The 19,867-nt window shown below is 57.6% G+C and carries 17 protein-coding genes; 9 read left to right on the plus strand and 8 right to left on the minus strand.

Annotated features, from left to right (window positions below; translation table 11 throughout):
- Positions 1–5 precede the first annotated feature (5 nt).
- The 3 genes from ppk1 to tehB are packed head-to-tail and all read left to right on the plus strand — an operon-like array spanning position 6 to position 4,194.
- On the plus strand, positions 6–2,066 hold the full coding sequence (ppk1, locus tag ACMGEE_RS15795; RefSeq protein ID WP_253459378.1) for a polyphosphate kinase 1: 2,061 nt from the start codon (positions 6–8) through the stop codon (positions 2,064–2,066).
- A gap of 5 nt (positions 2,067–2,071) precedes the next feature.
- Entirely contained in the window at positions 2,072–3,601 is a 1,530-nt protein-coding gene (ppx, locus tag ACMGEE_RS15800) for an exopolyphosphatase (protein ID WP_253459376.1), read from the plus strand.
- Positions 3,598–4,194 (plus strand): tellurite resistance methyltransferase TehB, encoded by a 597-nt coding sequence (gene tehB / locus ACMGEE_RS15805; protein ID WP_301730796.1) that lies wholly within the window; start codon positions 3,598–3,600, stop codon positions 4,192–4,194. The genes ppx and tehB overlap by 4 nt, the downstream gene beginning before the upstream one ends.
- A gap of 3 nt (positions 4,195–4,197) precedes the next feature.
- On the opposite strand, the gene ACMGEE_RS15810 is transcribed toward tehB, so the two are convergent.
- Complete coding sequence (locus ACMGEE_RS15810) at positions 4,198–6,444, minus strand: sensor domain-containing phosphodiesterase (RefSeq protein ID WP_253459372.1); 2,247 nt, start codon at positions 6,442–6,444, stop codon at positions 4,198–4,200.
- Between the two features lie 299 nt (positions 6,445–6,743).
- Here ACMGEE_RS15810 and ACMGEE_RS15815 point away from each other — a divergent pair, with 299 nt between their 5' ends.
- Both ACMGEE_RS15815 and mgtE read left to right on the plus strand, forming a co-directional pair.
- Entirely contained in the window at positions 6,744–6,908 is a 165-nt protein-coding gene (locus ACMGEE_RS15815) for a YfgG family protein (RefSeq protein ID WP_301289830.1), read from the plus strand.
- Positions 6,909–7,009: 101 nt separating this feature from the next.
- Entirely contained in the window at positions 7,010–8,449 is a 1,440-nt protein-coding gene (gene mgtE / locus ACMGEE_RS15820; protein WP_125289544.1) for a magnesium transporter, read from the plus strand.
- Between the two features lie 130 nt (positions 8,450–8,579).
- Here mgtE and ACMGEE_RS15825 read toward each other — a convergent pair whose 3' ends face one another.
- From ACMGEE_RS15825 to ACMGEE_RS15835, 3 genes are all read right to left on the minus strand, one after another.
- Complete coding sequence (locus ACMGEE_RS15825) at positions 8,580–9,344, minus strand: NADPH-dependent F420 reductase (RefSeq protein ID WP_436830327.1); 765 nt, start codon at positions 9,342–9,344, stop codon at positions 8,580–8,582.
- Between the two features lie 112 nt (positions 9,345–9,456).
- On the minus strand, positions 9,457–10,191 hold the full coding sequence (locus tag ACMGEE_RS15830; RefSeq protein WP_370734369.1) for an NADPH-dependent F420 reductase: 735 nt from the start codon (positions 10,189–10,191) through the stop codon (positions 9,457–9,459).
- Positions 10,192–10,215: 24 nt separating this feature from the next.
- Complete coding sequence (locus tag ACMGEE_RS15835; RefSeq protein WP_253459366.1) at positions 10,216–10,572, minus strand: MarR family winged helix-turn-helix transcriptional regulator; 357 nt, start codon at positions 10,570–10,572, stop codon at positions 10,216–10,218.
- 429 nt (positions 10,573–11,001) lie between these two features.
- On the opposite strand from ACMGEE_RS15835, the gene ACMGEE_RS15840 reads away from it, so the two are divergent.
- The 3 genes from ACMGEE_RS15840 to ACMGEE_RS15850 all read left to right on the plus strand — a co-directional run bounded on the left by ACMGEE_RS15840 (position 11,002) and on the right by ACMGEE_RS15850 (position 14,426).
- A complete protein-coding gene (locus ACMGEE_RS15840; RefSeq protein ID WP_436830328.1) occupies positions 11,002–11,778 on the plus strand; it encodes an MBL fold metallo-hydrolase in 777 nt (258 codons plus the stop codon).
- A gap of 57 nt (positions 11,779–11,835) precedes the next feature.
- Complete coding sequence (locus ACMGEE_RS15845; RefSeq protein WP_301252016.1) at positions 11,836–12,798, plus strand: GlxA family transcriptional regulator; 963 nt, start codon at positions 11,836–11,838, stop codon at positions 12,796–12,798.
- Positions 12,799–13,271: 473 nt separating this feature from the next.
- A complete protein-coding gene (locus ACMGEE_RS15850; protein WP_301252018.1) occupies positions 13,272–14,426 on the plus strand; it encodes an epoxide hydrolase family protein in 1,155 nt (384 codons plus the stop codon).
- A gap of 162 nt (positions 14,427–14,588) precedes the next feature.
- Here the strand turns inward: ACMGEE_RS15850 and guaA are convergent, their stop codons facing one another.
- Both guaA and guaB read right to left on the minus strand, forming a co-directional pair.
- On the minus strand, positions 14,589–16,169 hold the full coding sequence (guaA, locus tag ACMGEE_RS15855) for a glutamine-hydrolyzing GMP synthase (RefSeq protein ID WP_253459358.1): 1,581 nt from the start codon (positions 16,167–16,169) through the stop codon (positions 14,589–14,591).
- A gap of 77 nt (positions 16,170–16,246) precedes the next feature.
- On the minus strand, positions 16,247–17,713 hold the full coding sequence (gene guaB, locus ACMGEE_RS15860) for an IMP dehydrogenase (protein ID WP_253459355.1): 1,467 nt from the start codon (positions 17,711–17,713) through the stop codon (positions 16,247–16,249).
- Between the two features lie 170 nt (positions 17,714–17,883).
- Here guaB and xseA point away from each other — a divergent pair, with 170 nt between their 5' ends.
- Positions 17,884–19,254, plus strand: a complete 1,371-nt coding sequence (xseA, locus tag ACMGEE_RS15865; protein WP_436830329.1) for an exodeoxyribonuclease VII large subunit — start codon at positions 17,884–17,886, stop codon at positions 19,252–19,254.
- 45 nt (positions 19,255–19,299) lie between these two features.
- Here the strand turns inward: xseA and ACMGEE_RS15870 are convergent, their stop codons facing one another.
- Both ACMGEE_RS15870 and ACMGEE_RS15875 read right to left on the minus strand, forming a co-directional pair.
- Entirely contained in the window at positions 19,300–19,575 is a 276-nt protein-coding gene (locus ACMGEE_RS15870; RefSeq protein ID WP_253459350.1) for a type II toxin-antitoxin system YafQ family toxin, read from the minus strand.
- Complete coding sequence (locus ACMGEE_RS15875) at positions 19,575–19,832, minus strand: type II toxin-antitoxin system RelB/DinJ family antitoxin (RefSeq protein WP_253459348.1); 258 nt, start codon at positions 19,830–19,832, stop codon at positions 19,575–19,577. The genes ACMGEE_RS15870 and ACMGEE_RS15875 overlap by 1 nt, the downstream gene beginning before the upstream one ends.
- Between the last annotated feature and the right edge of the window lie 35 nt (positions 19,833–19,867).

Below are 19,867 nucleotides of genomic sequence, written 5' to 3' on the forward strand. Positions count from 1 at the left end.
TAAAAATGGGTCAGGAAAAGCTTTATATAGAGAAAGAACTAAGCTGGTTATCCTTTAATGAGCGCGTTTTACAGGAAGCGGCGGACAAATCCAATCCCCTGATTGAACGGATGCGGTTTTTGGGCATCTACTCCAATAATCTGGAAGAGTTTTATAAAGTCCGCTTCGCCGATCTGAAACGCCGCATTTTGATTGGGGAAGAACAGGGTTCGCCCGACACGCCGCGCCATCTGCTGAAAAAAATCCAGGCGCGCGTGCTGAAAGCCGATCAGGAATTTGACGGGTTGTATAACGATCTGCTGCTGGAAATGGCGCGCAACCAAATTTTTCTGATCAACGAACGTCAGCTCTCTCCCAATCAGCAAAGCTGGCTGCGGCACTATTTTAAACACGAGCTGCGGCAGCACATTACGCCGATCCTGGTTTATCCCGACACCGATCTGATTGAGTTTCTGAAAGACGACTACACCTATCTGGCGGTAGAGATTATTCGCGGCGAAAAGATTGACTATGCGCTGCTGGAGATCCCGTCTGATAAGGTGCCGCGCTTTGTCAACCTGCCGCCGGAAACGCCGCGCCGCCGCAAGCCGATGATCCTGCTGGATAACATTCTGCGCTACTGTCTGGGCGATATCTTCCGCGGCTTTTTTGATTACGATGCGCTGAACGCCTATTCGATGAAGATGACCCGCGATGCGGAATATGACCTGGTCACCGAAATGGAGTCCAGCCTGCTGGAGCTGATGTCTTCCAGCCTGAAGCAGCGCCTGACCGCCGAGCCGGTGCGCTTTGTCTATCAGCGCGATATGCCCGACGCGATGGTGGAGATGCTCAGCAAGAAGCTGAACATCAGCAACTATGACTCCATCGTGCCCGGCGGCCGCTACCATAACTTTAAAGACTTTATCGGCTTCCCGAACGTCGGCAAGGCCAATCTGGTCAACAAACCGCTGCCGCAGCTGCGCCACATCTGGTTTGACCGCTTCCGCAACGGCTTTGACGCCATCCGCAATCGCGACGTGCTGCTTTACTATCCTTATCACACCTTTGAGCACGTGCTGGAGCTGCTGCGCCAGGCTTCTTTCGACCCTGCCGTGCTGGCGATAAAGATCAACATTTACCGCGTGGCGAAGAATTCACGCATTATCGATGCGATGATCCACGCGGCCTATAACGGTAAAAAAGTCACCGTGGTGGTGGAGCTACAGGCGCGTTTCGACGAAGAGGCGAATATTCACTGGGCGAAACGCCTGACGGAAGCGGGCGTGCACGTGATTTTCTCCGCGCCGGGCCTGAAAATTCACGCCAAGCTGTTTTTAATTTCCCGTCGTGAAAACGGCGAGATCGTCCGCTACGCCCATATCGGCACCGGCAATTTCAACGAAAAAACGGCGCGGATTTACACCGACTACTCCTTACTGACCGCAGATGCCCGCATCACCAACGAGGTAAGACGCGTCTTTAACTTTATCGAAAATCCTTACCGTCCGGTGAGTTTCGAGCACCTGATGGTGTCGCCACAGAACTCGCGTCAGATGCTCTATCAGCTGATTGATAACGAAATAGCCAACGCGCAGAAAGGCATTCAGGCCGGCATCACGCTGAAGATCAACAATCTGGTCGATAAAGGCCTGGTGGATCGGCTTTACACCGCCTCCAGCGTCGGCGTGAAGGTTAACCTGCTGGTGCGCGGCATGTGCTCGCTGATCCCCAATCTGGAAGGCATCAGCGATAATATCCGCGTGATCAGCATTGTCGATCGCTATCTGGAGCACGATCGCGTCTATATTTTCGATAACGGCGGCGACAAAAAAGTGTTCCTCTCCTCCGCCGACTGGATGACACGCAATATCGATTACCGTATTGAAGTGGCCTGCTGCATCCTTGACCCTATTCTGAAACAGCGGGTGCTGGATATTATTGGCATCCTCTTCAGTGATACGCTTAAGGCGCGCTTCGTAGACAAAGAGCTTAGCAACCGTTACGTTCCGCGCGGCAACCGCCGTAAGGTGCGCGCGCAGCTGGCTATTTACGATTACATTAAATCTCTGGAACAACCTGACTAACCACTATGCCAATATCCCAGAAAAGTACGCCCAAACCCCAGGAATTCGCCGCCATCGACTTGGGCTCAAACAGTTTTCATATGGTGATTGCCCGCGTGGTGGACGGCGCCATGCAGGTGCTCGGCAGGTTGAAACAGCGGGTGCATCTGGCCGACGGTCTGGATCACAACAACGTGCTGGCCGAAGAGGCGATTGAACGCGGCCTGAGCTGTCTGGCGCTGTTCGCCGAGCGTTTGCAGGGCTTCAGCGCGGCCAACGTTACCATCGTCGGCACCCACACGCTGCGCCAGGCGGTGAATGCGGAAGACTTTTTACGGCGCGCGGCGGACGTCATCCCCTACCCGATTGAAGTTATTTCCGGGCAGGAAGAGGCGCGCCTGATTTTTATGGGCGTGGAGCACACCCAGCCTGAAAAAGGCCGCAAGCTGGTGATCGATATCGGCGGCGGCTCGACCGAACTGGTGATCGGTGAAGATTTCGAACCCAAACTGGTGGAAAGCCGCCGCATGGGCTGCGTCAGCTTCGCCAATCTCTATTTCCCCGGCGGCGCCATCAGCAAAGAGAATTTCCGCCGCGCGCGGCTGGCCGCCACGCAAAAGCTGGAAACGCTCTCCTGGCAGTATCGCCTGCACGGCTGGCAGTACGCGCTGGGCGCGTCCGGCACCATCAAAGCCACGGTGGAAGTGCTCCAGGCGATGGGCGAGAAAGACAAGCTGATTACGCCAGAGCGGCTGGAGAGTCTTTATGACGAGGTGATTAAGCATAAGTCTTTCGACAGCCTGAGCCTGCCGGGCCTTTCCGACGAGCGTAAGGTGGTGTTTGTGCCGGGCCTGGCGATTCTCTGCGGCGTCTTTGACGCGCTGGCTATCCGCGAGCTTCGGCTTTCCGACGGCGCGCTGCGCGAAGGCGTGCTTTATGAGATGGAGGGCCGCTTCCGCCATCAGGATATTCGCAGCCGTACCGCGCAGAGCATGGCGAACCATTACGCTATCGACAGCGACCAGGCGCGGCGCGTGCTGGACACCACCGAACAGCTCTACGTCCAGTGGCGGGATCAAAATCCTAAGCAGGCGAATCCGCAGCTGGCCGCGCTGCTGAAATGGGCGGCGATGCTGCATGAGGTGGGGCTGACCATCAACCATAGCGGCCTGCATCGCCATTCGTCCTATATCCTGCAAAACACCAATATGCCGGGCTTTAATCAGGATCAGCAAACGCTGCTGGCGACGCTGGTACGCTGGCATCGCAAAGCGGTGAAGGTGGACGAGCTGCCGCGCCTGACGCTGTACAAGAAAAAGCAGTTTCTGCCGCTGGTGTTTCTGCTGCGGCTGGGCACGCTGCTGAACAATCAGCGCCAGGCGACTTCGACGCCCGATTCGCTGCTGCTGGAGACGGACGACGGCCACTGGACGCTGACCTTCCCCCGCGATTACTTTAGCCAGAACAATCTGGTTCAGCTCGATCTGGAACGCGAACAGAGCTACTGGAAAGAGGTGACCGGCTGGCAGCTGACGATCAAAGAGTCCGATGAATGAACCAGAAGCCCGACCATTACTACACCGAAAAGTATCAGCTTACCGCCCCGCACTCTGAAGTGGTGGCGGCCGTTAGTCAGATAGCGCCCGGCGGTCGGGCGCTCGATCTGGGCTGCGGCAGCGGGCGGAATTCGCTTTATCTCCATCTGAAGGGATTTGAGGTAACCGCCTGGGATCGCAATCCGGCGCGTCTTGAGCAAATTATTGCGGAAGAGCAGCTGAGCGGCATTCACACGGCGGTTAAAGATCTTAATAACGTGAGGTTTAACGGCGCTTACGAGCTGGTGCTCTCTACCGTGGTGATGATGTTTTTACAGCCGGAAGCCATCCCGCAGCTGATTGCCGATATGCAGGCCAGCACGGTACGGGGCGGCTATAACCTGATTGTCTCGGCGATGGACACGGAGGACTATCCGTGTTCGCTGTTCCCCTTCACGTTTAAATCCGGCGAGCTGAGCGAGTACTATCGCAAATGGCGGATCGTGAAATATAACGAGCATGTCGGCCAGCTGCACCGCACGGACGAGCACGGCAACCGCATTTCGCTGCGTTTCGCCACGCTGCTGGCGCAAAAAGAACGGGTGAAAGAGTAGCGGCTAGTCGGGCAGCCTCTGCGGAGGCGCCTCGTCCTTCTCCACCAGCGAATACAGCGGCTTTGCTTCGCCGTACAGCGCGCCCTGAAGGTAATCCACGCCCAGCTTGCGCAGCAGAGTGTCTGCCTCCTGCGTTTCCACATCCGCCGCCACAATCTGCATCTTTTTCAGCCGGGCCATAATGCAGGTTGATTCAATGATTTGATAATCCAGGCTGTTATTAAACATATTGCGGACAAACTCGCCGTTAAGCCGCAGCATATCCGCTTCGATCTGCTTTAACAGCGCGTAGCTGCCGTAGCCGTGGCCAAAGTTGCTGATAGCGACGCGGCAACCCAGATAGCGCAGCTGGTCGATGGCCCGATAGCCACCGCCGTGCGGCGTCAGCATCGGCGACTCTTCCACGTAAAAGATCAGCTGCCACGGCTCAACGCAGTAATCCTGTAACATCGCCTGTATCTCTTTCGCCAGCCCCGGCCTGCACAGGCTAAGGGTGAAAAGCTCCGTCGCAATGCGGATCCCGGGCAGCCTTGTCCGATGCTGGTTGATAAAAGAGAGGATCTGGCGCAACCGCCAGCAGTCCAGCTCCCAGGTTAAGCCGAACTCGTTGATGACCGCATAAAACTCTGTTGCCGGTACCGGTTCGCGATGGTCGTTTTCCAAAGCAAGCCAGACCGCGTGATAGTCGTCGCCGCGCACGCCGCAAATTCTCTGCGCAATCAGCTGGAAACCGTTGGATTTTAGCGCCTGCTGGATGGTATTCAGCAGCGCGATTTTTTTGCTGATGCGGTACTGCACCGGCTGCGTCATTTTCTGCTGCAGGTTCTCCGTTATGCCGCTGGTCAGCGAGAGCTCCGCCATGCCGCTCAGCTCGCCGAGCAGCTCATAAAGATGATTGACCGGCGGCAGGACGCTGCAATAGCTGACGCCGATACCGGGATGCACCGGCAGGCCGTCCCAGCTCAGGCAGTAATCTTTCAGCCGGGCCGTGATCTTTTCAATCCGCGCCAGCTGCCCGCTCCCTTCCAGCCGCATCACTAAATCGAAGCCGGGGAGCTGATAAACGTCTTCCTCCGGCTGAAGTTCAGGCTTCAAATGGGCGGCCAGGCTGCTTTTATAATGAATACGCAGGCGCAGTCCATAGATACGGCTCAGGCGATCCAGATCGGGGATAGTCAGAAAGCAGAGCGTGGAGCCGGGGCTGTTTGCCAGCGCCAGGCTTAGCGCGCGCAGATTAGGCAGATTCATGACGGGATCGTTTAACGCCGCCGCTTTGGTTCTGGCCAGCGTGCGGCGCTGGCGCGTGGTGATAGCCGCCATCAGCAGCAGGCTAAGGCTGAACACCAGCAGGTTGGCTGAAATAACCGCCAGCTGATAAGGCCCGGTATCCGGATGAAGAAAACGATCGCGCAGCTGATAAAGCACCATCAGCAGCAGCGCCCAGAGCAGGCCGGTAAAAAGATAGCCGAAACGCATCGCTGCCCAGAGCATTAAAGGCAGCATCAGGGGCAAACCGTATTCGGTGGCCAACAGATTCTGCCGGCCAGGCGCGACCTGTAGCAGCATGGTCAACAGAAACGCCAACAGCAGCGTCCATACCACGCCTTCCGTTTTGCTGACCTCGGGTGAAAACTGCTGGCGAAGGCGAAAGATCGTCAGCCGCAGATAGCCCGGGCTGCGCAGGCTGCGGACAACCAGATAGCAGACCGGCACCATAGTGACGCAAGCCAGCAGCACGGACTGAAAATTCAGCAACGTATGCAGCGAAAACGGTTCCCAGGGGAAAATCGAGCCTTTTAGCGGCACAAGGCCTGCCGTCGCCAGCCCCTGCATCATAAAAACAAACAGCGAGGGGATAAAAAAAGCCAGCCAGAACAGCCTGTTGGGCATCAGGCGCAGCTCGCCATAGCTGACGCCCCAGCGCCGTTTCACCTGAAGCCGGTAGCCGCTCCAGCCGCTTAACAGCACCAACAGCCAGGTGGCGGCGATCGCCGCCGCAGGCCCGGGCGCATAGCGGTTAAAATAGTAGAGGCTCAGCCCTGTTGCTATCCCCGGAAAAGCCTTCCAGTCATACACCAGCAGCATCGCTATAATCATAGCCAGCGGCAGATAGATCAGATAAACGTAGCCATCCAGCATCCAAAGGCGCACCGAAAGCTGCGTGGTGAGCGGCATCAGAATAGCCGGCAGAATAAGGGCAAGCCCCCAAGGGCTTTGACGGAAGCGGTTAAGGCGGGCCGTGATGATCATGATACTCGCTGGATAACAGGGCGATCACGCCCGAACAGGATAGGCCGGAGCAGACCGGCGCTGGCGTATCCGCAATACTATGCATATTCCTCCGGCTAAAATTGATCTTCATCATTTTCAATGCTTTTCTCTGCCAGAATCTCGCTGCCGTCAGGGAAGCTGAGAGGTAAACCCGCCGCGCCGCGCGTCTGAACAAAGCCCTCTCCTTCGGGCGATCGGCATTGACCTGGCGGCCGCGCTGTGTCTAAATTGTGCAATTGCCTACGGGCTAACTTCAGGAAACTTGCGTGAACCGCGCCATGCCATTCAGAAAACAGCGTAAAACAAGCCGTATGACCCGGATCGTTTTGCTGGTCAGCTTTATTATCCTGGCAGCACGCCTGCTTTATGTGCTGCCCGGGGCTATCGAACACCATAAACAAAAACAGCAGGAAACGACGGTCTCTGCCCCCGGCGCTAAATAGCGGCCTGGCCGCCTGAAAAAGTGCAACTTATTCCGTTCATCCGCCCAAATTAAGCAATACTTACTTCTTTGTCCGCTTTTGCCAGACACAAGGGAATTTTTATGTCTGTAGCTCAGTCACATGCTCAGCAGCTTGCTGAAATCCGTAACCGTATACTTAATCTTCTGCTCAACGACAACGACCTCGTGGATACGCTGCTCCGCAAACCGCTGAAACAAAGCGAAGCCGAAGCTGCAGCGCATCAGGAGCAGGTGCAGGAGCTGAGAGACTATCTGCCGCTGCTGCACGCGGCGGATATCGCCGACCTGCTGGAAGCGCTGCCGGAAGAGGAACGCCAGGCGCTCTGGCAGCTGGTCGGTACCAACCGACGCGGCGAAGTGCTGGTCGAAGCGTCTGAAAACGTCTGGGAAAGCCTGATCGAGGAGATGAGCGATCGCGATCTGCTCCAGGCGATCGAACCGCTGGATATTGATGAACAGGTTTATCTCGCCAAGTATTTATCGCGTGATTTAACGGGCCGGCTGCTGACCTCGCTCGATCCGGCGCAGCGTTCACGCGTGCTGGAAGTGATGGATTTCGACCGCGACCGCGTCGGGCGCATCATGGATTTTAAGCTGGTTACCGTACCGGCCGACATCAAGCTTGCAACCGTACAGCGCTATCTGCGACGGAAGAAAGTGATGCCGGAAGGCACCGATAAGCTTTTTATTACCGACGAAAACAATATGCTGCTGGGCGAGCTGACGCTGATGGATATTCTGCTGAACAAGCCCGGCAAGCGGGTTTTCGAGGTGATGAACGACAGGCCGGTGACCTTTCGGCTGGATGACAAGGCTGAAGACGCGGCGGGCGCGTTTGAGCGTTACGATCTGATCTCTGCCGCCGTTATCGATGCCAAAGGCAAGCTGATGGGGCGCGTCACCATCGAAGACGTTATCGACCTGGTTAACGAGGCGAACGACAGCAATATTCGTAAGATGGGCGGCGTAAACCCTGACGAGGACGTTTTTGCCCCGGTCAGGAAAGCGGTACGCACTCGCTGGACATGGCTGGCGGTTAACCTCTGTACAGCCTTTGTCGCCTCACGCGTGATCGGCCTGTTTGAGGATACGATTTCCCAGCTGGTGGCGCTGGCGACGCTGATGCCGATTGTAGCCGGGATCGGCGGCAATACCGGCAATCAGACCATTACCATGATCGTGCGCGCGCTGGCGCTACATCAGGTCGAACCGGGTAACTTTTCGTTTTTGATCGCGCGCGAACTGGGCGTGGCATTGATTAACGGTCTTTGCTGGGGCGGTATTATGGGCGGCGTCACCTGGGCGATGTACGGCAATCCGGCGCTGGGCGGCGTCATGATGCTGGCGATGGTGCTGAATCTGCTGCTGGCGGCGCTGATGGGCGTCCTTATTCCGCTGATTATGACCAAACTAAAACGCGATCCGGCAGTCGGCTCCAGCGTTCTGATCACTGCGCTGACCGATACCGGCGGCTTTTTCATTTTCCTGGGCCTGGCGACGATTTTTTTACTGCATAAGTAACGGTATCATCCGGGGCGCGCGCACAAAGCCTGTTCACTTTGTACCCGCGCCCCACGGCCACTCTTTTATCCTCGCCCGACATCCTCTGAAAAGACGCCACGCTGCCAGGACTTTAAGATTTGTGGTTCGCTTACCTGAAGATTATCCGCGATACCTGGACGCCAAAGTCCGCGTTCGGATTGGTAACCGAGTCGCCAGCCCGCTCCTGGAAAACAGCAACGGCAAGATCTCTTCTTTTCGGCAGACGAGAGATATCGGCCTCGGCCAACGCCGCCGGGATCTCATCATAGTGCAAATCCGTGCAGTAAACCGGCGAGCCAGGCTGCTGACGCCAGGAATCCGCCAGGCTGCCGGCGTCAAAAGCATCGAAGCCGGTATCATTCACCAGACGCATAATCAGCTGCCGACTCGCCTCATCATCGCCGGCAACCGGTATCGCAATGCGATCCGCCGCGCCTTGCGGCATGCCCTTTTCGGCAAAAGATCCCGAGCCGATGGCGTTCCAGGCTTTGATCACGGGTCGACCGATCTGCTCTGACACCCACAGGCTTTCTGGCTGGCCATTTTCGATAGCGTCGATTTTCAGATCCCGGTGCGGATAATAATTGGAGGTATCCGCCACCACAACGCCGGAAGGCAGCGCGCGAATAAGCGGCGCCACGTCCGGAATGCGGACGAGCGGAATAGAAAGGATCAGGACGTCAATATCGTTAACGGCCTCTTCTGTTCTTACCGCCTGGGCGCCCGTGGCAAGCGTTTCTGCCTCGATGGTTTCCGGCCCGCGCGAGTTGGCGACCTTCACCTGGTGCCCGGCGGCGGCCAGCTTACGGACCAGGGTTTTGCCTATATGACCTGTACCGAGAATACCGATTTTCAAAGGGGATGAAGGGGTCATGGTTCTCTCCTGTCTTATTGGCTGCCGCTCGGGGCAGCGTTCTCCAATACGGCGTGTCTTTGGCGATATCTACAGCCCGAACGCCGTGATTATTGTCATTGTGCAAACGGCGTTATGCCGTCACTGCCCGGTTGCGGGCAACGATATGCTCGTGGGTCAGCGGTTCGCTGGCAGACATAAACTCTTTCAGCAGCGCCTCGCGGTTTACGGGGGCACGTTCTTTATCTGCCGCCAGCAGCGCCTTCTTCAGCGCCGCTGCGCTAAGTTCTGTACAGTAGGCTGGCGTACCGGGCTGCTGACGCCAGGACTCCGCGAGGCTACCGGCATCCACGGCATCAAACCCGGTATCGCTGACCAGCGCCATCGCGATGCGTTTGGCTGTTTCATCATCGCCAGCGACCGGAATGGCAATCCGTTCGGTTACGCCCACAGGCATCCCCTTGTCAGCCAGGGTAGCCGCCAGCACGGCATTCCAGGCTTTAATCAGCGGCCTGCCTGCCTGCTCGCTGGCCCAAACGCTTTCCGGCTTACCTTGCGCGAGAGCGGGAATAGCATCATCCCGAAACGGATAGTAGTTAGAGGTATCGATAACCGGTACGCTGGCCGGCACGGTTTTCAACAGTTCGGCCAGACCCTGGTGAGCGGTAAAGGGCGTTGACAGGATAACGGCGTCGGCGCCTTTGACGGCCTCTTCCCGCGTCACCGCCGTTGCGCCAGCCTTGCGGGCGACCTCGGCGATGGTTTCCGGCCCCCGTGAATTTGCCAGCCTGACGCTATGGCCGCAGGCAGAGAGTTTGGCTGCCAGTGTGGCGCCGATATTTCCCGCGCCAATAATGCCGATATTCATAAATGTCTCCTGATTGCTGAGGGGTTATTCGGCTGCCGGATGGGCAAAGTCATTGAGCGTGTCGCGTAGCTGAACCAGCCCTGCTTCCGTCAGTTTGCAGGCCGATCTGATTTGATCGGTCACGGCCCACAGGGTGTCACGCAGCGCCTCTCCGCTCTCTGTCAGCGTGACCAGCACCCGACGTTCGTCTTTTGGATCGCGTCGGCGGGATACTTTCCCCGCCGCTTCCAACCGCTTCAGGAGCGGCGTAATGGTGCCCGTATCCATCCCCAGCCTGCCGCCCAAATCCCCTACCGATCGGGGCGTTCCGTTAAACAATTCCAGCATCACCAGATACTGCGGGAAGGTCAGCCCCAGCGGATCGAGGAAAGGTTTATGCATCCGGTTCATCCTGTTTGCCGCCCCGTAAAGGGCAAAGGAAAGCTCGGTGCCTATTTCCCGGCGTTGTTTGTTAATGGTCATCTCGTAATATCTGTTGGTTGATTATCTAGTGCACTAGATAATCCTGGCAGATTTTCCTGTCGCTTGCAAAAGGATCGCCAGGTAATTTGTGCGCTGTTGCTTCAGAACGGCCATAGTTGTCGCGGTATTTGCTTGATAGTAAAGGCATAGTGCGCTGGAAAGGCAGGCTGATTCAGCTGCGATCCTGATCGAAACGCCCCGGCACACCCTCACTTTCAGGTTGGCCCAATCTCATCGCTTATTGACCATCGGGCTACTCACGCCTCGCTGTTTATCCTCCCTATACTGCTTCCGTACCTGCTTAAAAGCCTTTCGCTACGCGGAAAAAGACTACAGAAGGAAGAAACGATGAAACTGACGCAAATCCGTAACGCCACGCTTATTCTTGAATATGCGGGGAAAAAATTTCTTATCGATCCTATGCTGGCGGACAAAGAAGCCTGGCCGGGCTTTCCCGGAACGGCACGTCCGCATCTGCGTAACCCGCTGGTGGCGCTGCCGGTTGCCGTGGATACCCTGCTGAACGTCGATGCGGTGATCGTGACCCATACCCATCTCGACCACTGGGACGATGCGGCGCAGCAGCTTATTCCTGACGACAAGCTTATTTTTACCCAGCACGATGCTGATGCCACGCTGATCCGCAGCCAGGGCTTTACCAACGTTCGCGTGTTGACGACGGAAAACAGCTATGAAGGCATTACTATCATTAAAACGGGCGGGCAGCACGGCAGCAATGAAGCCTATGCAAACCCGGAAATGGCTGCCATGCTGGGTGATGCCTGCGGCCTGGTGTTCCGCCACGCCGATGAAAAAGTGCTGTATATCGCCGGCGATACTATCTGGGTGAAACCCTATGAGGAAAGCCTGCAAAGCCACCGGCCGGACGTCGTGGTGCTTAATGCCGGTTTTGCTCAGGTCGACGGTTATGGCGCCATTATTATGGGCACCGAAGATATCCTGTGTACTCACCAAATGCTGCCAGAGGCGACGATCGTGGCTTCGCATCTGGAAGCCGTTAATCACTGCGTGCTGACCCGCGCGGAAATCCGTGAGTTTGCTCAGCAAAAAGGTATGCAACAGAGCGTGCGCGCGCCTGAAGATGGCGAAACGCTGGTATTCTGATGCTTTTGGGGAACCTGCTCAGTTCGGCGGGTTCCCAGCCCAGTCAGGAGAAAAAACGTGACCGTTCCTGTTGTTGCCGTGATTGCCACTGCCGGAGTCAGCACCTTTCACTTTTCCGTCCCCTGTATCGTTTTCGGCAAGGCGCTGCCCGAGCCGGATCGCTTCGATCTGCAAATCTGTGCGGAAACGCCCGGCAACGTTCTGTCCGATATTGGCCTGTTTATTAACGTAAAACACGGGCTGGCGCTGCTGGAAAAGGCCGATATTATCGTGGTGCCTTTCTGGGATCGTCCGGAAGAGAAACCCTCTCCGGCGCTGCTCAGCGCGCTAAAAGCAGCCTGGCGGCGCGGCGCAGAGGTGGTGGGATTATGTCTGGGCACCTACGTGCTGGCCTATGCAGGACTGCTGGAAAACCGACGCGCGGCTACGCACTGGGAATATGAAAAAGACTTCACGGAACGCTTCCCGCAGGTGCATCTTGATACCAACGCGCTTTATATCACTGATGAACGCCTGACCACTTCCGCCGGGACGGCTGCCGGCATCGACTGCTGCCTGAGTATCGTGCGCGATCGTTATGGCAGCGTGTTAGCCAACAAGGTCGCCAGGCGCATGGTGATGCCGCCCTATCGGGAAGGCGGACAGGCGCAGTATATCGAGCGTCCCGTCCCGGAAACCACTCGCGATAATGCGATTAACGAACTGATCGGCTATCTGCGCAGAAACCTCGAAAGACCGCACACTATCGATTCGCTGGCGGCCTTTTGCAATATGAGCCGCCGCACCCTGACCCGCCACTTTTTTGCCGCTACCGGCCTGACGCTGAGCGACTGGCTGATCGGCGAGCGGCTTCAGCGCAGCCAGGTGCTGCTGGAGTCGACGGATCACAGTATTGAGGTGGTGGCAGCCATGTCGGGATTTCAGTCGCCGGTATCGTTCCGACAGAATTTTAAACACCGGTTTGCCGTCAGCCCCAGCGAATGGCGTCGGGCCTTCAGAGGGCCGGACGCGCTGCTGTAGAGAGCAGGATGCCGCTGATGAGAAGCTGTTGCGCGCGCCTGCAAAGCTCTGGTTATGGCAGCGATAACGGCGACTTTCCGCTACGCCAGCGGGTAGCCGATGGCGTTAGCAGTATGGCGCTACTCCCGCCCGGCAGGACAAGATAATAAAGTCCAAATTGGGTCAACGATATGGCCTGCAACTTATCCATGCCTTGTTTGTTCGTTAATTAAACGGTAACGTCAGGAATCAACACGTATAACCGTTGCTTTACTCATCCGCATCCACTAACCAACAGGTGCTTTATGGATCACACCACCCGGCAATATCGGGACGCTGTCCACCCTTATCAGCGTAGCGCGCGCTAACGCCTGCGCGTAAACCCCCTTTCCCGCCCGGCAGGGTTTGCAAGATAGCGGCTCACGCCATAGCCTGCGGGAATGGGCTTCCATCCGCGACACACTGGCCCACACCTCTATGCAAGGAATCAAACGATGACCAGTCCTGTAGAGTCCTTCCCCATTCACATTCCCCAGACGCAGCTTGACGATCTGGCCCAGCGCCTGGCGCAAACCCGGTGGCCAGATCCGGAAACCGTAAGCGACAACAGCCAGGGGCCGAAGCTTGAACGTCTTCGCGCTCTGGTAGCGCACTGGCAAAAAGACTATGACTGGCGCGCCACTGAAACCCAGCTCAACCAGTGGAACAGCAGCCGCACTGAGATCGACGGCCTCGGCATTCACTTTCTGCATATTCGCTCGCCCCATTCTGACGCCCTTCCCTTGCTGATGACCCACGGGTGGCCAGGCTCTGTTCTTGAATTCAGGGCAATGATCGGCCCGCTTACCGACCCTACGGCCTATGGGGGGCAAGCCAGCGATGCGTTCCATTTGGTTATCCCTGCGCTACCGGGTTTTGGTTTCAGTGATAAGCCAACTTCCCCGGGATGGGGCGTGGGTAAAACCGCCAGCGCCTGGGTGCAGCTAATGGCGCGTTTGGGCTATGGCCAGCGCTGGGCTGCCCAGGGTGGAGACTGGGGATCGGCCGTGACCACCGCTCTGGGGCATATGCGCCCGCCAGGCCTGGTCGGCATTCACCTGAACATGGTGATGTATCAGCCGACCCAGGATGAAATCGCGCAGGCCACCCCTGAAGAGCAGCGCATGCTGGCTGATGCGCAACGCTACGACCAGGAGCTTTCGGGCTATATGAAGGTGCAAAGCACCCGGCCGCAGTCGGTAGGTTTTGCCCTGGCAGACTCCCCCGTGGGCCTGGCCGCATGGATATACGCGCTATTTCAGGACGCCTCCGACAGCGGCGGCGAGCCTGAGCGGGCAATCGACATCAACGCCCTGATCGATGACATCATGCTGTACTGGCTGCCTAACGCCGGACCAGGCTCGGTCCGCTTCTACTGGGAAGGAATACGTGAAATGCAACAGCAAGGTCCCGCTTCTGCCATCCCCACCCCTGCGGGCGTGAGCATGTTTCCGGGCGAGCTGCTTCGTCTCTCACGGCGCTGGGCGCAGGCGCGTTTCGAGGATTTGAGGTTCTTTGCGGAAGCTGAGCACGGCGGCCACTTTGCCGCGATGGAAAACCCGGCAGTGCTTACCGACCATGTGCGTGAGACTTTTCGCTTGCTGCGTTGAGCGGACAAGCGTGCCTGATACCCTGTCAGCATTAACTAACTGAACAGGGTTTCGAGGGGCTTTTCTGATGAGGCCTGCACTGCGCACCAAAACGATTGATGACGCAGAAAAACCACCGCCTGTTTTTATTCCAGGTATAAAAACAGGCGGTTAACTACAGTACTATTCCCACTCGATCGTCGCCGGCGGCTTGCCGGAGATATCGTAAACCACGCGGGAAATACCGTTGATTTCATTGATGATGCGGTTAGAGACGCGGCCCAGGAACTCATAAGGCAGGTGCGCCCAGTGCGCGGTCATAAAGTCGATGGTTTCTACCGCACGCAGCGAAACCACCCAGTCATACTTACGCCCGTCGCCCATCACGCCTACTGAACGTACAGGCAGGAACACGGTGAACGCCTGGCTGACCTTGTTATACAGATCGGCCTTGTGCAGCTCTTCGATAAAGATCGCATCGGCGCGACGCAGCAGATCGCAATACTCTTTCTTTACTTCGCCCAGCACGCGCACGCCCAGACCCGGTCCAGGGAACGGATGACGGTAAAGCATGTTGTACGGCAGGCCAAGCTCCAGGCCGATTTTACGCACTTCGTCTTTGAACAGCTCACGCAGCGGTTCAACCAGGCCCATCTTCATCTCTTTCGGCAGGCCGCCCACGTTGTGGTGCGACTTGATAACGTGCGCTTTGCCGGTAGCAGAAGCGGCGGATTCGATCACGTCCGGATAGATGGTGCCCTGCGCCAGCCACTTCACGTCTTCCAGCTTCAGCGCCTCTTCATCGAACACTTCCACGAAGACGCGGCCGATGATTTTTCGCTTGGCTTCCGGCTCGTCGACGCCCGCCAGCGCGTCCAGGAAACGTTTTTCGCCTTCCACGTGGACAATGTTCAGGCCAAAGTGATCGCCGAACATCTCCAGCACCTGCTCCGCTTCGTTCAGGCGCAGCAGGCCGTTGTCGACGAATACGCAGGTCAGACGATCGCCGATGGCGCGGTGCAGCAGCATCGCGGTCACGGAAGAGTCCACGCCGCCGGACAGGCCCAGGATCACCCTGTCGTTGCCCACCTGCACGCGCAGACGCTCAACCGCGTCTTCGATGATTTTTGCCGGCGTCCACAGCGCTTCACACTGGCAGATATCCAGCACAAAACGCTCCAGCATCCGCTGGCCCTGACGCGTGTGCGTCACTTCCGGGTGGAACTGCACGCCGTACAGGCGCTTCTCTTCGTTAGCCATAATGGCGAAGGGGCAGCTTTCGGTGCTGGCAACGGTCACAAAATCGGACGGGATAGCGGTAACTTTGTCGCCGTGGCTCATCCAGACGTCCAGCAGCGGTTTGCCGTCCGCGCTCAGGGAATCTTCAATGCCGCGAGTCAGCGCGCTGTCCACGCCAACTTCTACCTGCGCATAGCCAAACTCGCGCTCGCTGGAGCCTTCCACCTTGCCGCCAAGCTGCAGCGCCATGGTCTGCATCCCGTAGCAAACGCCGAATACCGGCACGCCCGCGTTGAAAACGTATTCCGGCGCGCGCGGGCTGTTGTGTTCGGTGGTGCTTTCCGGGCCGCCGGAAAGAATGATGCCGTTTGGATTAAACTGGCGGATCTGCTCTTCAGTGACGTCCCACGCCCAAAGTTCACAGTAGACGCCCAGCTCGCGCACGCGGCGTGCCACCAGCTGCGTATACTGCGAGCCGAAATCAAGGATCAGGATGCGGTGTTTATGGATATTTTCCGTGGTCATTGGGCTATTCCAGAGCGATAAACAAATACAGGGATTAAGTAAAATGCCCGGTCAGCGCCGGGCATCGGGCCGGGTTATCAGGAACCCATGCGGTAGTTTGGCGACTCTTTGGTAATGGTGACGTCGTGCACGTGGCTTTCGGTGATGCCCGCGCCGCTGATGCGAACGAATTCCGCTTTGGTGCGCAGAGCTTCGATGGTGCCGCAGCCGGTCAGACCCATACAGGAGCGCAGGCCGCCCATCTGCTGATGTACGATCTCTTTCAGACGGCCTTTATAGGCCACGCGACCTTCGATACCTTCCGGCACCAGCTTGTCCGCCGCGTTATCGGTCTGGAAGTAACGGTCGGAAGAGCCTTTGGACATCGCGCCCAGCGAGCCCATGCCGCGATAGGATTTGAACGAGCGGCCCTGATACAGTTCGATTTCGCCCGGCGATTCTTCGGTGCCCGCCAGCATAGAGCCGACCATCACCGCGCTGGCGCCAGCCGCAATCGCCTTGGCGATGTCGCCGGAGAAGCGAATGCCGCCGTCGGCGATAACAGGAATACCGGTACCTTCCAGCGCGGCGACCGCGTCAGAAACTGCAGTGATCTGCGGCACGCCCACGCCGGTGACGATACGGGTGGTACAGATGGAGCCAGGGCCGATACCCACTTTCACCGCACTTACGCCAGCCTCAACCAGCGCCAGCGCGCCAGCGCCGGTCGCGACGTTGCCGCCGAGGATCTGCAGGTCAGGATATTTAGCACGGGTTTCACGGATACGCTGCAATACGCCTTCAGAGTGGCCGTGAGAAGAGTCAATCAGCAGCACGTCAACGCCAGCCGCGACCAGCGCGTCCACGCGCTCTTCGTTGCCCGCGCCCGCGCCTACCGCTGCGCCGACGCGCAGACGACCTTCCTGGTCTTTACAGGCGTTAGGCTTGCGTTCGGCTTTCTGGAAATCTTTAACGGTGATCATGCCCAGCAGATGGAAAGCATCGTCCACCACCAGCGCTTTTTCGATGCGTTTTTCGTGCATCTTTTGCAGCACGACTTCACGCGCTTCGCCTTCGCGTACGGTGACCAGACGCTCTTTTGGCGTCATGACCGCCGAAACCGGCAGGCTCATATCGGTGACGAAACGCACGTCGCGGCCGGTGATGATACCTACCAGCTCGTTGTCGCCGTTAACCACCGGATAGCCCGCAAAGCCGTTACGCTCGGTCAGCAGCTTCACTTCGCTCAGCGCCGTAGTGGGCAGCACGGTTTGCGGATCGGTCACCACGCCGCTTTCATGTTTCTTCACCTTGCGGACTTCTTCCGCCTGGCGCTCGATGGACATATTTTTATGAATAAAGCCCAGCCCGCCTTCCTGCGCCAGCGCAATAGCCAGGCCCGCTTCGGTCACGGTGTCCATAGCCGCAGAGAGCATAGGAATATTCAGGCGAATGGTTTTGGTAAGCTGGGTACTGAGGTCGGCCGTATTAGGCAACACAGTCGAATGAGCGGGAACGAGCAGCACGTCGTCAAATGTCAGGGCTTCTTTAGCGATTCTTAGCATGGCAATATCTCAACCTCAGGGTGAATGAGAACTTGTAAAATATTGCCGCGGCATTATACAGGGCGTAATCGATTGCCTCCAGCATTATTTACGAAAAACTCTTGATCCCTCCCGTCAGGCATGTAGTATCGGTTAATTAACCCTCTGATTTAAAGTTTGATCTCTATCACATGTCGCTACCGCCAACCGCCAATATTTTTACCGTCAGCCGCCTGAATACCACGGTGCGCAAGCTGCTGGAAATGGAGATGGGCCAGGTCTGGCTGAGCGCCGAGATCTCTAACTTTTCCCAGCCCTCTTCCGGCCACTGGTATTTTACGCTGAAGGACGACGGCGCACAGGTACGCTGCGCGATGTTCCGCAACAGTAACCGCCGCGTAACCTTTCGTCCGCAAAACGGCCAGCAGGTGCTGGTCAGGGCCACCATCACGCTTTATGAACCGCGCGGCGACTATCAGCTGATTGCTGAAAGTATGCAGCCTGCCGGCGACGGCCTGCTTCAGCAGCAGTTTGAACAGCTGAAGCAAAAGCTGGCGAGCGAAGGCCTGTTTGAACAGAGCCACAAGCAGCCGCTGCCCGATCCTGCACGCCAGGTAGGCGTGATCACCTCTGCCACCGGCGCGGCGCTGCACGATGTGCTGCGGGTTTTACACCGCCGCGACCCTTCCCTGCCGGTGGTGATTTATCCCACGCCGGTTCAAGGGGCGGATGCGCCAGCCAGCATCGTGCGCGCCATTGAGCTGGCCAACCAGCGCGCAGAGTGCGACGTGCTGATCGTCGGACGCGGCGGCGGCTCGCTGGAGGATCTGTGGAGCTTCAACGACGAGCGCGTAGCACGGGCAATTTTCGCCAGCCGCATTGCTATCGTCAGCGCCGTAGGGCACGAAACCGACGTGACTATCGCTGACTTTGTGGCGGATCTGCGCGCGCCAACGCCTTCTGCGGCAGCGGAGCTGGTCAGCCGCAACCAGCTTGAGCTGCTGCGCCAGCTTCAGTCGCAGCAGACAAGGCTGGAAATGGCGATGGACTACTATCTTGCGCAGCAGAACCGCACCTTTACCCGCCTGCACCACCGTTTACAGCAGCAGCATCCCCAGCTACGGCTGGCGCGCCAGCAGACGACGCTGATGCGGCTCCACCGCAGGCTGGATGACGCCATGCAGCTGCGACTGCGCCAGGCCGCTCGTCAGCAGGAACAGGCTACGCAGCGGCTTGCCGCCACGCAGCCGCAGAACCGGCTTTATCGCGCGCAGCAGCAGCTTCAGCAGTGGCGCTACCGTTTACAGCAGGCGATGCAGGCGCAGCTCAACGGCGGCAAACAGCAGTTCGCCACGCTGGCGGCCCAGCTGGAAGGCGTCAGCCCGTTGGCGACGCTGGCGCGCGGTTTCAGCGTCACTACGGCAGCCGACGGTCAGGCCATTAAAAAGGCCGCGCAGCTGAAGGCGGGCGACAGGCTGAAAACCCGGCTGAGCGACGGCTGGGTAGAGAGCGAAGTCACGGCGGTCACGCCCGTTAAAAAAGCCCGCGCTAAAAAGGCGTGAGGCTTTTGGCAGACATATCGCTTCGCCGCCTTCGGGTTTCTCACCTCAGGCGCTGCTGAAGATATCCTGATGCGTACCGGTTCTTGCGAGTTTGAGATCGTTACCTACGACTTTGTAAATCAAGATCCAGTCGCCTTCGATATGCGCATCGCGGTAGCCGCGCCAGGTGCCCTGCAAAGGATGATCTTCATATTCAGAGGGGATCTTCCTCCCCTCGGCCAACAACGTGATTAATATTTTCAGTCGGGTCATATCTTTGCCGCGTCGTTGCTGTCTTTTTATATCTCCTTTGAAGGCACTCGCCAGTACCGGTTTTAACATCAGATCCCTGTGTCCTTAAACAGAGCGTCAGCGGATTCAAAGCGTTCTCCGTGGCCATTATCCAGCTCTTCCATAGCAGCCTGGGTAGCCACATTTGGGGTTTTTACCTCAAAAGGAAGACGGCCTTCGTCCGCCACGCGGATCATTACCATGCGGATTACATCCGATGTGCTGAGGCCCATTTTGTTAAGGGCAGCGACGGCTCGTTCCTTGATATCTTGCGGGATACGAGCCTTTACCAGTGCATCTGCGTTCATATTTACTCCTTCGGTCAAGGCTAAATGGTCGGGGT

Origin of the sequence: Erwinia artemisiae (assembly GCF_051400835.1) — a bacterium.
Classification (GTDB): Bacteria; Pseudomonadota; Gammaproteobacteria; order Enterobacterales; family Enterobacteriaceae; genus Erwinia; species Erwinia aeris.